The 13,505-nt window shown below is 61.4% G+C and carries 13 protein-coding genes; 5 read left to right on the top strand and 8 right to left on the bottom strand.

All coding sequences use genetic code 11. The annotated features are described in order from the left end of the window. Positions 1-60: 60 nt before the first annotated feature. From hutC to D7I37_RS18400, 4 genes are all read left to right on the top strand, one after another. The gene (gene hutC / locus D7I37_RS18415; RefSeq protein WP_370671109.1) at positions 61-777 is read left to right on the top strand and encodes a histidine utilization repressor; all 717 of its coding nucleotides are present in this window, start codon (positions 61-63) and stop codon (positions 775-777) included. Positions 778-938: 161 nt separating this feature from the next. Next, entirely contained in the window at positions 939-2,159 is a 1,221-nt protein-coding gene (hutI, locus tag D7I37_RS18410) for an imidazolonepropionase (protein WP_061795428.1), read from the top strand. Next, positions 2,159-2,962 carry an N-formylglutamate deformylase gene (gene hutG, locus D7I37_RS18405; RefSeq protein ID WP_061795427.1) on the top strand — a complete coding sequence of 268 codons (804 nt, stop codon included), beginning with the start codon at positions 2,159-2,161 and terminating at the stop codon, positions 2,960-2,962. Before hutI ends, hutG begins: the two co-directional genes overlap by 1 nt. Positions 2,963-3,254: 292 nt before the next feature. Beyond that, entirely contained in the window at positions 3,255-4,790 is a 1,536-nt protein-coding gene (locus tag D7I37_RS18400) for a serine hydrolase (protein WP_095097164.1), read from the top strand. 2 nt (positions 4,791-4,792) lie between these two features. On the opposite strand, the gene D7I37_RS18395 is transcribed toward D7I37_RS18400, so the two are convergent. Together D7I37_RS18395 and D7I37_RS18390 are read right to left on the bottom strand one after the other, a co-directional pair. Then, positions 4,793-5,323: a chorismate mutase gene (locus D7I37_RS18395; protein WP_061795425.1), complete on the bottom strand. Its 531-nt coding sequence runs from the start codon at positions 5,321-5,323 to the stop codon at positions 4,793-4,795. 117 nt (positions 5,324-5,440) lie between these two features. Continuing rightward, on the bottom strand, positions 5,441-5,938 hold the full coding sequence (locus tag D7I37_RS18390; RefSeq protein ID WP_095097163.1) for an anti-virulence regulator CigR family protein: 498 nt from the start codon (positions 5,936-5,938) through the stop codon (positions 5,441-5,443). 459 nt (positions 5,939-6,397) lie between these two features. Here D7I37_RS18390 and D7I37_RS18385 point away from each other — a divergent pair, with 459 nt between their 5' ends. After that, the gene (locus D7I37_RS18385) at positions 6,398-6,577 is read left to right on the top strand and encodes a hypothetical protein (protein WP_061795423.1); all 180 of its coding nucleotides are present in this window, start codon (positions 6,398-6,400) and stop codon (positions 6,575-6,577) included. A gap of 54 nt (positions 6,578-6,631) precedes the next feature. Here D7I37_RS18385 and D7I37_RS18380 read toward each other — a convergent pair whose 3' ends face one another. From D7I37_RS18380 to D7I37_RS18350, 6 genes are all read right to left on the bottom strand, one after another. Continuing rightward, the gene (locus D7I37_RS18380; RefSeq protein WP_061795422.1) at positions 6,632-7,513 is read right to left on the bottom strand and encodes a nucleoside-specific channel-forming protein Tsx; all 882 of its coding nucleotides are present in this window, start codon (positions 7,511-7,513) and stop codon (positions 6,632-6,634) included. A gap of 429 nt (positions 7,514-7,942) precedes the next feature. Continuing rightward, the gene (locus D7I37_RS18375; RefSeq protein WP_129544146.1) at positions 7,943-8,815 is read right to left on the bottom strand and encodes a glycosyl transferase; all 873 of its coding nucleotides are present in this window, start codon (positions 8,813-8,815) and stop codon (positions 7,943-7,945) included. Between the two features lie 203 nt (positions 8,816-9,018). Continuing rightward, entirely contained in the window at positions 9,019-9,291 is a 273-nt protein-coding gene (locus D7I37_RS18370; protein WP_061795420.1) for a hypothetical protein, read from the bottom strand. A 73-nt stretch (positions 9,292-9,364) separates the two neighbouring features. Beyond that, entirely contained in the window at positions 9,365-10,258 is an 894-nt protein-coding gene (gene yddG, locus D7I37_RS18365) for an aromatic amino acid DMT transporter YddG (RefSeq protein ID WP_129544145.1), read from the bottom strand. A 91-nt stretch (positions 10,259-10,349) separates the two neighbouring features. Further along, positions 10,350-11,720 carry an APC family permease gene (locus D7I37_RS18360; RefSeq protein WP_061795418.1) on the bottom strand — a complete coding sequence of 457 codons (1,371 nt, stop codon included), beginning with the start codon at positions 11,718-11,720 and terminating at the stop codon, positions 10,350-10,352. 307 nt (positions 11,721-12,027) lie between these two features. Continuing rightward, positions 12,028-13,446: a glutamine synthetase family protein gene (locus D7I37_RS18350; RefSeq protein WP_061795417.1), complete on the bottom strand. Its 1,419-nt coding sequence runs from the start codon at positions 13,444-13,446 to the stop codon at positions 12,028-12,030. Between the last annotated feature and the right edge of the window lie 59 nt (positions 13,447-13,505).

The following is a 13,505-nucleotide window of genomic DNA, read 5'->3' as shown; positions in this document are numbered from 1 at the left end:
TTATTTGACGAGGTTAACGTCGTGGTTGATCAACAGACCCTGTTACAGCTGGCTGCTGCAATGAGCGATACCCCCGCCCCGATCTACCAACGGGTCAAACAAGCGATCGTAAACCAGATCCGTGCGGGGCATTGGCAGCCGCACCAGCGCGTGCCTTCCGAGAGTGAACTGGTGGCGGAGCTCGGCGTCAGCCGCATGACCATCAACCGCGCGCTGCGCGAGCTGACCAGCGAAGGTTTCCTGATCCGCATGCAGGGGGTCGGCACCTTCGTCGCCGAGGCCAAAGCGCACACCGCGCTGCTGGAAGTGCACAACATCGCCGATGAAATCGCCGCGCGCGGCCATCGCCACAGCAGCAAGATCCTCGAGCTGAAGGCGCGCCCGGCCAGCGAAGAAGAAGCCGCCGCGCTGGGCATCCCGCCCGGCCAGCAGCTGTTCTACTCGCAGATAGTGCATTACGAAAACGACGTGCCGGTGCAGGTGGAGGACCGCTGCGTCAATCCGCTGGTGGCGCCGGACTACCTGAAGCAGGACTTTGACCGCGTCACGCCCTACACCTACCTGACGCAGGCCGCCCCGCTGACCGCCGGCGAGCACATCGTCGAGGCGGTTATCCCGACGCAGCGCGAGAGCGAACTGCTGCAGCTGGAGGCTCACGAGCCCGGCCTGCTGATCCATCGCCGCACCTGGTCCGGCAAAACCGTGGTCACGTCGGCGCGTTTGCTGTATCCCGGCAGCCGCTATCAGCTGTTCGGCCGCTTCACCACCGAGGTTTAAACGCCGGGCGGGCGCAGCCCCTGCGCCCGCGTCCTCCGCTGTCGATCACATCCCGATAACAAATTTTCTCCCGCCTCTTGTGACATCCCGATGAATGCGCTAGGTTGTTTTTAATTGTATATACAACCATGTGGGAGCTGCGGCTCCGGCGGAGGAACACGATGACGTCTGAGATTCACTGCGACAGCCTGTGGCACGGGGCCGACATTGTCACCATGCGCGACGGCAAGTATCACACCCTCAGCGACGGCGCGATCGCCGTGCGCGCCGGCAGGATTGTCTGGATCGGCGAATACGCGGCGCTGCCGCCCGGGCTGCTGGCGGATGAAACGGTGAAATTCGACGGCGGCATCATCACCCCGGGCTTCGTCGACTGCCATACCCACCTGGTGTTCGGCGGCAACCGCAGCGGCGAGTTCGAGCAGCGCCTGAACGGCGCAAGCTACGCCGAGATCGCCGCACAGGGCGGCGGCATCATCTCCACCGTAAAAGCCACCCGCGACGCCGACGAAGCGCTGCTGCTGGAACAGGCGCTGTTCCGCCTGCGGCCGCTGCTGGCGGAAGGCGTCACCTGCGTGGAAATCAAGTCCGGCTACGGCCTGAGCCCGGAAAGCGAGCTGAAAATGCTGCGGGTGGCGCGCGCGCTGGGTGAACGGCTGCCGGTCGAGGTGAAAACCACCTGCCTGGCCGCCCACGCGCTGCCGCCGGAGTACGCCAACCGCGCCGACGACTATATCGAACTGGTGTGCAACGCCATCATTCCTCAGGCCGCGGCCGCCGGGTTGGCGGATGCGGTGGACGCCTTCTGCGAACATCTGGCGTTCTCTCCGGCGCAGGTCGAGCGGGTATTCGCCGCCGCCGAAGCCGCCGGCTTGCCGGTCAAGCTGCACGCCGAACAGCTCTCCGCCCTGGGCGGCAGCGCGCTGGCGGCCAGGCACCACGCGCTGTCCGCCGATCACCTCGAATACGCCACCGAGCAGGACGCCCGCGCCATGGGCGACGCCGGCACCGTGGCGGTGCTGCTGCCCGGCGCTTACTACCTGCTGCGCGAAACCCAATGCCCGCCGGTCGATCTGTTCCGCAAGCACGGCGTGGCGATGGCGATCGCCAGCGACGCCAATCCGGGCACCTCGCCGGCGCTGTCGCTGCGCCTGATGATCAACATGGCCTGCACGCTGTTCCGCCTGACGCCGGAAGAAGCGCTGGCGGGCGTCACAACCCACGCCGCCAAGGCGCTGGGGCTGCAGCACAGTCACGGCACGCTGGAAACCGGCAAGGTCGCGGATTTTGTTCACTGGCCGCTGTCGCGCCCGGCCGAGCTGGCTTATTGGTTGGGCGGTCAACTGCCCTGTACGGTAATTTTCCGAGGAGAAGTACGTTAATGACCCTGCGCGATCCCTTGAGTTTCCAGGTCGGCAGCCTGCCGCTGCTGATCAGCATCCCGCACGCCGGCACCCGGCTCACGCCGACGGTGGAGGCCGGCCTGACCGACGACGCACGCCAGTTGCCGGATACCGACTGGCACATTCCGCAGCTGTATGACTTTGCCCGGGCGATGGGGGCCAGCGTGCTGGTCGGCAACTATTCGCGCTTTGTCATCGATCTGAACCGCCCGGCGGACGACAAACCGCTCTACAGCACCGCCACCACCGGCCTGTATCCCGACGTGCTGTTCGACGGCCGCCCCAGCTTCCTGCCGGGCAAGGCGCCGTCGGAGCAGGAACGCGCCGGCTATCTGCAACAGGTTTGGCAGCCCTATCACCGGCAGCTGCAGGACGAGCTGGCGCGCATCAAGGCCAGGCACGGCTATGCGCTGCTGTTCGATGCGCACTCCATCGCTTCGGTGATCCCGCGGCTGTTCGACGGCAAGCTGCCGGATCTCAACCTCGGCACCAACGGCGGCGAAAGCTGTGCGCCGGCGCTCAGCGATCGCCTGGTGAGCTGCTGCGAACGGCAGCGGCAGTATACGCACGTGCTGAACGGCCGCTTCAAGGGCGGTTACATCACCCGCGCTTACGGCCGGCCGCAGGAGCGGCAGCATGCGATCCAGCTGGAGCTGGCGCAGGTGAACTACATGTCCGAACAGTATCCGTTCGCCTTTGAGCCGCAGCGCGCGGCCTCGCTGCAGCGCCTGCTGAAGCAGATGATCGAAAACCTGCTGGAAGGCGCAGCCCAGCTGCGTTGACCCCGGCGCAGGCGTCGCTGATGGCGCCTGCTCCCCTCTCCCTCACGCGGCCAACGGCGCAATGTGCGCTCTGCATCAAATTTTCAGTGAAATTCCCCGCCGCGGGTCCGAACAGCGCACAAAACAGCGGCCCGCGAATGTCGCGCTGCGCCACAATCGGCCGAAAAGCCCGGCGCGCTGCGTCGGCCATAATCCCGTATCCCCTTCTTGCGTCAGCCCGGCGCCCGTCGTGAAAGGCCAGGCGAAAAGAGGCCGATAGGGCCCATGTTGAACGCCATCTCTGGAGGTCACTATGTCTGAAACCCCGCTAAACTGGCGCGCCGCAGGCGCGGCTGCCGAACGATTGCTGGCCGGCTGGCGGCAGGAAGGTGAACCCGGCGGCGCGATAACCCTGTTCGACGCCGGGAAAATCCGCGCCACCGCCTGCGCCGGCCTGGCCGATCTGGCGCAAAACACGCCGTTCAGCGCCGACAGCGTGGTGCGCTACGCGTCGGTCACCAAGCATATCTTCGCCGCGCTGGCGCTGAACGCCACCGGCGACGCCGTCAGGCTGGATCAGCCGCTGGGCGAGCTGCTGCCCGGCCTGCAGCCGGCGCTGGCGGCGGTGACCGTCGGGCAAGCGCTGGATATGACCAGCGGGTTGCCCGACGTGCGCGAAACGCTGGGATTATTGGGCATTTCGCTGCACGCCGTCAGCGATGCGCAGCCGGTCTTGCAGTTCGTCGAAGGTCTGGAGCGGCTTAATTACGCCGCCGGCAGCGAGGTCGCCTACACCAATACCGGCTACCGGCTGGTCGAGGCGGCGCTGAAGGCCAAGGGCCATGATTTCGACCAGCTGGTGCAACAGCATATCGCCCGCCCGCTGCAGGTGCAGCTGAAGGCGCCGGAGAGCTGGTTCGACGTGGTGCCCGGGCTGGCGCCGGGGTATTGGCGGGCGCCGCGGGGATGGCAGCTGGCCAGCGCCGGGCTGCATCTGTCGGCCTCCGGCAGCCTGACCGGCAGCGCCAACGCCCTCACCCGTTGGCTGCAGACGCTGCTGGCCGACCAGGGGCCGGGCCGCGGCGTGCTGGCGCAGCTCAGCGCCCCGCGGCACCTCAGCCAGGGGCAGCTCAGCGACTACGGCCTGGGCCTGGCGCATACCCGGCTCGGCCAGCATCGGTTGCTGGGCCACGGCGGCTCACACGCCGGGTACAAGACCTACTTCCTGCTGACGGCCGATCGGCGAGCCGGGGTGGCGCTGGTAGCCAACCGCGAAGACTGCGACAGCTTCGACATGGCGCTGCGGGTGATGGCCGCCCTGCTGGGCGCAACGCTGCCGCAACGCAGCGACGCCATCCCGGATGGCGTGTACGCCACCGTAGCGGAACCCTACTGGCTGGAGGTGAAAGAGGGCAACCTGGCCTACCTGGGGATCGGTGAGCCGCTGTATCGGGCCGATGACGGCTATGCGGTGTCGCTGTCCGCCCATATGCCGATCCGCTTGAAATGGACCGGCGCAGCGGTCGAAGGCGAAGTGGGCCACGTCAGCCGCAGCTTTCTGCCGGTAAGCGCCAATCACGACTGCCTGCGGCACGTTCAGGGGCTGTGGTACCACCCGCAGTACCGCACCGCCTTTGAGATCTGCGGCGATCGGGTACATATCGGCGTCGGCCCGGCGGCGCAAACCGGCAGGCTCACGCCGCTGGGCCAGGGCCGCATGCTGGTGGAAAGCAGCGACGGCCCCTGGCTGAAGCGCTTTTGCCTGTATTTCAGGGGGTACAGCGTGGATTTGATCGCCAATCGCAGCCGGGTGCTGACCTTCCGGCGCAGCGGCGTCGGCCGCGACTAGCCTCAGCCCGCCTTGCCGGCCTTGACCGCCAGCAGGGCGTCAAACAGGCGCTGTTTATCCGCCTCGCCGAGATTGACCTGGTTCATCGCCTGCACGAAAGCGCCGCGCTCCGCCTCGGTCAGCGGCCCGCTCTGCAGGCGCCGGGCCAGGCGTTGCAGAATACGGCTGCTCAATTCGGCTATCTGCGGCCGCACGCCGTCCAGCGGACGCGGCTGCCAACCGCTCTCCGGCGTCGCCAGCCAGTCGGCGCGATAGCGATACTGAATGGCCTTGGCCGCGTCCATCTGGGCGACAATAAACGGCCGCACCGACGTCGGTTCCAGGCCCAGACGCCCGGCCTCAGCCTGGCTGCTGGCCAATACCCTGGCCTCCTGCGTCAAGTCCTCGATCGGCAAATGCCGTTGCGCCTTATACCCGGCGACGTCCTTCATCAAAGACAGCCGCTGGTTCAGCAAATCGCCGATGGCGGCGGCGCTGTCCGCCAGCGCCGGGCAGCTGGTCAAACAGCAGGCTATCAGTAGCGCCCTGAACATAACGATTCCCTTACTGGCTTTAAAAAAAGTGAGGAAACAGAGTTCACCACGATCGCCCCGCATCAGGCAAATAAAAAAGCCCCGCCGAAGCGGGGCTGATATCGGTACGGTGCGGCGTTAGTCGAACACGCCGTTGATCACCGAGGCCACAATGGCGGTGCTGAGCGCCACCAGCACCAGATCGTCGCCGGCGATGCGCCATTCGTAACCCGGATAATGCGGCAGGTCACGCAGCATCGAGGACGGCACCATTTTCTTGGCGATGCCCGGCGGCAGCGGTTTGCCGCGCGCCAGATTTTTGGCGATGCCCGGCGGCAGTGAACCATAGCCGGTCAGGCCGTAGTTCAGCGCCAGCGAACGCGCGCGCTCACGGGAGATGCTGACGGAAACCAGGTCCCGATCGCCGCCTTTGTTTTTGCCTTTGTTGCCCTTGTTGCCTTTGTCATGATCGCCGCTGTTGCCATGGTTGCCATTATTGCCATGGTTGCCGCTGTTGCCGTGACCGTTACCGCCGCCGTTGCCATTGCCGCCCTTGTCGGCCAACGCCGGAGCGGATGACAGCCCCAGCGATGCAATCAGCGCCAGAACCGTAAGAGTAGTACGACGTTTGCTCATGTTGTGACTTCCTGCGTGGGATATTGCTTTTACTATAGCCTCATTTCTCCCCACAAAGCTTGCGGAAAACTCTGAGATCGTCGGCGCTGGGCGCCCGGTTCTTTTCCCGCTGGACCAAAGGATGTCGCAGCGCAAAACTATTCGAAAATCCCGAATTTCCAATCAGATTTTTCTTGCAGCGAAATAAGCGATCCGGTAGCTTGGCTGTGTAATAAAAAAGAGTTAGCGTGCTCTTTTTCGTTGCACCTCAAATCATATTCTTATCATCCAGAATGATAATACTGAATGCTTCCCGCCTCTCCGTGCGGGATTCTTTTTTCTGCTTCACCGGCGCTAATGCACCAAGCTGGTGCTTTATGTTGAGATTTGGTTGCCAATACTTTAAATTCGCTGTCTGAGAAACCTTAACCTCCCACGGTGGCCAGTCTGGCAACGGGTGGGCGTTCAGGAGCAAAAGACATGCAAATGACCCTCATGGAATACATCAAGCAGTACTTTAACGGCGATCTTCACCGCTTTGCCCAGTCCGAAGGCGTGAGCAGCGAACAGATCATCAGTTGGATTGATAATGAATGCCACGTGATCAAAGGCAGGCTCTTTATGCCGGTGAAGCATTTACCCGTTGAACAAGCGCAATAATGATGAAAAAAACCCCGCCGATGCGGGGTTTTCTGTCTCTGATACCACGGAAAATCAGAAGTTATAACCGGCGACGATGTAGTAACCCCAGCCGGTGGATTTGATCGCGCCGTCCGGGTTGCCGATATCGGCCCCGTCCTGCCATTGGCCGCCGTTATGGAAGTAACGCGCCACGAAGGAATAGTGCCAGTGATCGTAGTTCAGCGCCAAAATGTGGCTGGAGGCGATCGAGTTGCTGCTGCGCACCTGCTTGCCGGTGCCGTCGGTCCAGTGGCTGTCTTTGCCCAGATCGGAACCGAAGTCGAAGTTGGTGAAACCGATGTAGCTCAGATTGCCGCCCCACAGCTGGGTCAGGGGCACAAAGTATTTCACCTTGAAGCGATAGCCATCCCAGCTGTTCTCGTTAGCGGCCTGGTAGTTCTCCCACTGGTATTTGGCATAGATATTCAACGACAGGCTCATCGGCAGGCCGGTATCGATGTCGGTGCCCAGACCCATGTACCAGGTGTTCTGGCGGCCGTCCGCGTTGTGGCCCAGATCGTAGATGTAGTTATTGGCGAAGTACCACTCTTTGAACGGACCGAAGCTCAGATCGGTGCCGGTCAGCTTATCGATGGAGAAACGCGGTTCGATCTCCATAAACAGCGGCGAACCTTTGTCCCAGATGCCGCGATCCGGGGTATTGCCCACGCCGAAGAACTTCGGCACGTCGACGTAACCGTAGAAATCCAACCAGTCTTTCTTGGCGAAGGCTTCGTATTCCAGATACAGGTCGTTGTTGCGCTGCGGCCCGAAGCGGGTGTGGTAGCTGCCCACCACGTTGACGCTCTGGTGCCACCAGTCGGAGACGTATTGACTGTCTTTGCTATCAGCCATTGATGATGCACTGTATGACGCGGCGAGCAGTACACCTGCTGCGAGAGCTATTTTTTTCATTTTATTACCACATGCTTAAAGGGCCATTTCCTGCCCGTTAGAAAAGATGACAATGAGTCTGACGACACCTGGCGTTGCCTTGGCGAACAAATTCGGGCGACGCGCGCATTATAGAAATCACTGACTGTAAGAATCTGTGATCCAGTTAGGCATTTCGCGAATAGGTAATCGATTGCGTTCACATTTGTCAAATTATGTTTCATGCAAATTCACGTTAGCTGTGATTTTTGTCATGCACGATGATTTTTAAAGCAGTTTTTGTGCCAATTGTGACCAGCGGAGAAAATTAACGCGGGAGGAGACTGAACGCCGGATGCGCCCTCAGAGCGGGCATTTTCCGTTCGCTGACGCGCCTGACAGGGAGACGCCGGGGAATGGGCGCAGCGAAACGGCTACAGGCCGCACGCAGCCTGTTTTGCCGGGGCCGCCTCAGCCGAGCAGGCCACCAAACACGCGCTGCAGGAAAGGCTTCTTCTTGCGCGTGATCGGGTTGCCGTCGTACTTCCGCTGGGATTGCTTATTGAAGCTGCCGAACGGCGGCACGTTGCGGTACCGCTCCAGGGTATAGCCGGCTTGCAGCGCTTCCTGATAGTACTGCTCGAACAGCTCGCTCAGATCGTCACGATAATGGCGATAGATCTTGCCGTCGAACCAGTGGCTGCGGTTCTCGGCCTTAAGTCGCGGCATCGCATAACGATGGGAAAACTGACTGCCCATGTCGGAATAATGCAGCGCTTTCAGCGATCCCAGCGGCAAATCATCACCGTCGAGATTGCTGTACTCCGGCTTCAGCGGTTCGACCAATTCGGGATGCTGTTCAAAGAACTGCTGCATCTTTTTATGGCCCAGACGATCGCCGCGCAACGCCTCCAGCGGCGGCAAAAAGCGCGCGGCGGCCTCGCAGTCCCACAACATCTCGCCCAGACGCAGATCCTGGCCGGAACCGGCGGCCAATATGGCTTTCCCCTCCCCCATCGGATGACGCCAAATCTCGGCGATATCGCTGAGGTAAAGCACGTCCGCATCGGAATAGAAAGCGCGCCCCTGGAAATTGCAAAAGGCGGGAATGCCCCAACGGAAAGCCGAAAACGGCGTTGCCCAGCATTCGGTTGTCCAGCCTTCGCCTGCGGCGTTCGAATACCAAAAGTCGGCGGGATCGCGTGAAAGGCGCATCCATTCGATCTGAACGGGTATCGATGCATGTTTGCGCAGGCTGTACTCCAGAACCATCATCTGTTCCAGATCGCAGTCATTCGGGTCGCAGCCGACAAAAACGCGAGCAATATCCGTAGGTTGAGTCATAACTATAATATCCCTATCTGAAGCCACATCATTTCCGCAATGTTACCAATAACTATCAGAGTATTCTAATAGCAAATACAATTCCTTCTTATTTGGCAGAATAAAAATCGTGGGAATAATAATTAATCAATTGATTATAGTGAAACTAGCGGGGTTTGCAGCAAAGGCCCGGCGTTGGGCAACGCCGGGTCGAGTCACGCGGCTCAGCGTACCCCCGGCACCGCCCGGGCGATGTTTTCCTGGCGGAATTCCACCTCTTCGCCATTCCTCACCTCCCAGCTGGCGACCGGAATGTCCGTCTTGGGCGCCGCCGCCACCACCGAGCCGTAAATTTGCTTGTCGTCGCGGCGTAAAATATAGACGTCCAGCTGATATTCATGCCGCAAATTCGCCGTGGTCAGGCGCACGGTATCGCCGCGCTCGTAGCGGTGTCCGTCGATCTCGGGCTGCTGGATAAATTGGATATCGTTTCTCATCGCTTACGTTCCTTCAGGCAGAATCGCTAGTTAAATTCTAGTTCAACATTGCGCCCGCAACTGAGAATTTCCGTTAATTTCCGCGAGTTGCCCGCCAGCAGATCAGCGAGCCCAGCGTCACCATCAGCACCCCTTGCCAAAAATTGAGGGTCAGTGAGGTATGCAGCACCGCGGCGGCGAACACCGCCGACAACACCGGCGTAAAGTAGGAGACGGTGGCCAGCAGCGTCATGTTGCCGTGCAGAATGCCGACGTTCCAGGCGGCATAGCCGGCGCCCATCGCCACGCCGGCGCACAGCAGCGTCAGGGTAACGCCGGGCGTGAACTGCATGCCGCTTTCCGCGCTGAAGGCGTATTTCAACCACAGCGCCAGCGCGGTCAGCGTGATGAACAGCACCACGCCGTTGCTGCCCTGGGCGATTTTCTTGGTCAGGTTGCAATACAGCGCCCAAATCACCGCGCCGCTGAAGGCCAGCCCATAGCTGAGCGGATTGCCCTGCACATTAGCCAGCATCTGCGCCGGCGACCAACCGCCCTCGCCGCTCATGATCCAACCAATGCCGAACAGCGACAGCAGCAGGCCGGGGAGCAGCCACCATTTGGCCTTCTGCCCGTTGAGCCCCAGCGCCATCAGCACGGTGAAACAGGGCCACAGGTAGTTGATCATCCCCACTTCGATCGCCTGCAGGCGGGTGCTGGAGTAGCCCAACGACAGCGACAGGCAAATTTCATAGCTGACGAACAGCAGGCTGCCGACGATCAGATAAGGGCGCGGAAAACGGCGCAGCGGCGGCATGCCCAGCGTCAGCAGCAAAAACGCCGCGCTGACGCTGTAGATCATCGCCGCGCCGCCGATCGGCCCCAGCCCCTCGCTGACGCTGCGGATCAGCCCCACGACGCTGCTCCACAGCAGGATCGCCAGCAGGCCGCACAGCGTCGCCCTGCTTCGGTTGGGCGCAGAAGACATAAAACACATCCAATGGGTTATTTTTTATCGGATTTTCACTCTACTGCCGGGAAGGATAAAAAGAAAGGCGGGAAGATCCCGCCCGGTTGACTTACTGCTGCGGCTGGCGCTCCAGCTGCGGCGGCGGTTGGCGGAAGCGGCGGGTGAGATAGGCCAGGTAGCCGAAGCCCAGCATCGCCCAAATCAGGCCCATGGTGAGCGAGCTTTTCTCCAGGTTCAGCCACAGCACGCCCACGGTCAGCGCGCCGACCAGCGGCAGGAACAGGAAGTTGAAGCGGTCCTTCCAGCTCTTGTTGCGCCCTTCGCGGATAAAGAAGTGGCTGATCACCGACAGGTTGACGAAGGTAAAGGCCACCAGCGCGCCGAAGTTGATCAAGGCGGTGGCGGTCACCAGATCGAAGGACAGCGCCGACAGCGCCACCAGCCCGACCATCAGCACGTTCAACGCCGGGGTGCGCCACTTCGGATGAATATAGCCGAAGAACCGTTCCGGGAACACGTTATCGCGCCCCATCACGTACAGCAGGCGTGAAACGCTGGCGTGCGAAGCCAGGCCCGACGCCAGCGTATTGATAAAGGTTACGCACAGGAATATCGACTGGAACAGCTTGCCGCCGACGTACAGCGCAATCTCCGGCAGCGCCGCATCGGGCTGGTGAAAACGCTGAATGGTGGGGAAAAACAGCTGAATGAAGAAGGAGACGCTGATGAAGATCACCCCGCCGTACAGTGCGGTGAGGAAGATGGCGCGCGGGATCACCCTGGCGGCGTCGGGCGTCTCTTCGCACAGCGTGGTGACCGCATCGAAGCCGAGGAACGAGAAACACAGGATAGTGGCGCCGGTGATGATCGGCAGCAAGTGCGCGTTTTCGGCGATAAACGGCTGCAGGCTCCACACCGTGCCCAGCCCTTCGCCATTGTGCAGGCCGCGTACCACCAGATAGATGAACACCAGGATGATCGCCACCTGGGCCAGCACGAACAGCGTATTGAAGTTGGCCACCAGGTTGACGCTTTTCAGGTTGATGGCGGTAATGATGATCACGAAGCCCACCACCCAGATCCACGGGGGCACTTCGGGGAACAGCGCGGTCAGATAAATCTTCGCCAGCAGGGTATTGATCATCGGCAGGAACAAATAGTCGAGCAGCGAAGACCAGCCCACCAGAAAGCCGACGTGCGGGTTGATGGCCTTCTGGGCATAGGTATAGGCGGAGCCGGCGGTCGGAAACTGGCGCACCAGCTTGCCGTAACTGATGGCGGTAAACAGCACCCCGGCCAGCGCCAGCAGGTAAGAGGCCGGCACGTGGCCGTCGGTGATGCCGGAGACGATGCCGAAGGTGTCGAATACCGTCATCGGCGTCAGATAGGCCAGCCCCATCATCACCACCTGCCACAGCTTCAGGGATTTGCGCAGCTGCGGTTTGCCCGCCTGATCGCACTCGATGGCTTTAATCGTCATGGCATTTCCCCTCTTGGTCCTCTGCTGTTAACCGTTTAACGTCATTCAGAGAGGCCGCGGGGAAACTGCTGCTCGGGCGGCGGGACAAGCGATGCGAAATCAAGGCAATGCGGCCGCGGGCCGGCCCGTATTCACTGCGGCGCAGGCCAACGCCTGCGCGTACTGATTGAACGGTCATGGTTATTTCCTCGCCGGCGTCCTGTACGCCAAGATGGAAGAAATTCTGTACCGCTGCGCGCAGCCTCGCAGGCCACAGGATAGCCGGCGAAATGCGCTGAACGCGCGCGGTCGTCACGGGATAGAGCGGTCAGGCGTTTTTCAGCATCCACTCGATTTCGGTTTCGGTGATCAGGCGCTCAAACTGCACCAGCTCATCGGTTTTGCAGGCCAGATAAACGTGGCTGAACCTTTCGCCCAGCAGCGCATTCAGCACCGGTTGATGTTCGAACTCGTACAGCGCGTCGCTTTGGCGGATCGGGAACGGCAGCCCGTCCTGCTCCAGCCCGTTGCCGGTGACCGGCTCCTGCAGCGGCAGCGTGGTTTCCAGGCCGTAAATGATGCCTGCCAGAATAGTGGCCATCACCAGATACGGGTTGGCGTCCGCGCCGGCCACCCGATACTCCACCCGGTGGCTGTCGCGATCGCCGCAGGGTATGCGCAGGGCGACGGTGCGGTTGTTGTGGCCCCAGGAGGCCTGAGTCGGCACGTACATGCCCGGCTGGAAGCGGCGATAGGCGTTGACGTTCGGCGCCAGCAGCGCCATCGAGGCCGGCATCAGGGCGATCATGCCCGCCAGCGCCCGTTTCAACAGCGTGGAATCTTCTCCGTCGTCGTCGGCGAACACGTTGCCGCCCTGCGCGTCCAGCATGCTGATGTGCACGTGCATGCCGCTGCCGGCGTGTTCCTCGTAGGGTTTGGCCATAAAGGTGGCGTGCATGTTGTGATTTTCCGCCACCATGCGAATCAAACGCTTCAGCGCCAGCGCATGGTCACAGGCTTGCAGCACGTTGTCGGTATGATGCAGGTTGACCTCGAACTGGCCGGGCGAGGCTTCGGCCACGGCGCCGTCGGCCGGGATGCCCTGCAGCCGGGCCAGTTCGTCGATCTCGCTCAGCACGTCGGCGAAGTGATTCAGGTTATCGACGGAATACACCTGGCTTTGGGTGTTGCGCTCCTGGGTGCCCGGCGCGCACGGCGGCTGCAGGTAACCTTCCGGATCGCGCTGGCGATCGATGAGATAGAACTCCAACTCTACCGCTACTACGGGGGATAGCCCGCGCTGGCGCAAGCGCTGCCACACTCGGTTCAGCACATTGCGCGGTTCAACGTCAAAGGGAGTGCCATCTTCATCCAGCATGGTGAGCAGCACCTGCGCGATATACTGCGGATCCGCCGCCGACGGCGTCAGCGTGCCCAGTACGGGAACGCAGACATGATCCGGCTCGCCCAGCTCCTGCCCCAGCCCGGCTTCTTCCACCACGTTGCCGAGAATATCCATCGCAAATACCGACGCCGGGAAGTAGCAGCCTTTTTCCAGCTTGCTCAAGCCGCCGACCGGGATGCGTTTGCCGCGGAAGCTGCCGTTAAGATCGGTCAGCAACACGTCGACGTGCTGGGTCAACGGATAACGCTCCAGGTACTTCTTCACTTCGCGCTGGAACGCGCTACTTCGTCTCTCGTCATTGTGTTGAACAAAGTTTTCCACTGCTACGATGTTGGTCTGCATGATTCACCCGCCGTTTGTGTTTTGTCTGTCGTGATGTTTATTGACCATCTTGCTCAATA

This window comes from Serratia sp. 1D1416, assembly GCF_003641105.1.
Classification (GTDB): Bacteria; Pseudomonadota; Gammaproteobacteria; order Enterobacterales; family Enterobacteriaceae; genus Serratia; species Serratia ficaria.
Note: the sequence above shows the minus strand (reverse complement) of the source record. Positions and strands in the feature narration are given on the sequence as shown.